The organism is Photorhabdus sp. CRCIA-P01, from assembly GCF_003545805.1.
In the GTDB taxonomy this organism is placed as follows: Bacteria; Pseudomonadota; Gammaproteobacteria; order Enterobacterales; family Enterobacteriaceae; genus Photorhabdus; species Photorhabdus antumapuensis.
On sequence record NZ_NMQR01000191.1, the window covers coordinates 1 to 1,012 of the forward strand.

Annotated in this window: 1 protein-coding gene; it reads right to left on the reverse strand. The window is 53.2% G+C overall.

Annotated elements, in window-relative coordinates; genetic code table 11:
• Nucleotides 1-1,012, reverse strand: a 1,012-nt coding sequence (locus tag D3222_RS24745) for a two-partner secretion domain-containing protein (RefSeq protein WP_118988370.1), incomplete at both ends; no start/stop codon positions are given.

Sequence of the window (1,012 nt, forward strand, 5' to 3'; positions counted from 1 at the left end):
CCGCGGCTTTTTGCCCTGCCACTTCCAGCAGGCCCTGTAAATTTGAGGCAACCGTCCCCACCACTTCATTAATAATCAACTCAGCCGATTGACCGTTGAAGTGAGGGTTTGCCCCAATTTGTCCCGCCAGGACGGATGGGGTCGCAGCGGTCGCATTATTGAACACCAGCCCTAAAGCCCCGACATTAAACTCCCGATAACGGTTATGTGAAACCCCGCGGGAATTAGGCGCCGCAATATGAATAACCGGCAGGTTATTTTTCACGGCAATTCGCGCTCGTTTATCCGCCAGTTGAATCCCGGGTATGCCACCGGCTATTTCTGGGATATTGATTGCCAACTGGGGGGCATGGCCTAACGCAAGGTCAATCAGTGCGGAAGTCACCGGGGTATCTTTTCCGTCGGCTGAATACAACGCGGGGCTATTTTGGGCGACGGCGGCCGTTCCTGCGGCCGATAAGGTGGTCTCCGCTATATCGCGGCCGGCAATCAGGGTTACATTGTTTCCGGCGGTGACGTGACCGACATAAAGCGAGTCACCACTGGTGAGGCTAATATCTTTCCCGGCGGTCAGGGCAATGCCCGCCAGATTTATCCCGCCACCCGCGTGAAGATCAATATTTTCATCCGCTGCCAAATGCTGATTAATATCAATCCATTCATTACTCGCCACAAAGATATTTTTTGCCCGGCTAATTAACGTATCTGAAAGAGATAATCCGCGTTTAGACAGAATACGCAGCGTATTAACCGCAGAAATCAGGGATAATGCCGGTGTGCCTTTCGGCGTGTCACTGCCGCCGGGTAAAACAGCCGTACTATAACTGTTGGAAATCAAGGTCATGTTAAGACCGGAGATATCCGCGCCACGCATCGTAAAACTGTTCTCGCCCTGTAGCAGGACCTGGTGCCCGGCGTTGACATTTCCCCCCTCTAAAGACAAGGCTTTCGCTTTGATGGCAACATCCCCGTCGGCACGAATGCGTCCCCGATGCTGCAAGGTATCGGCGGT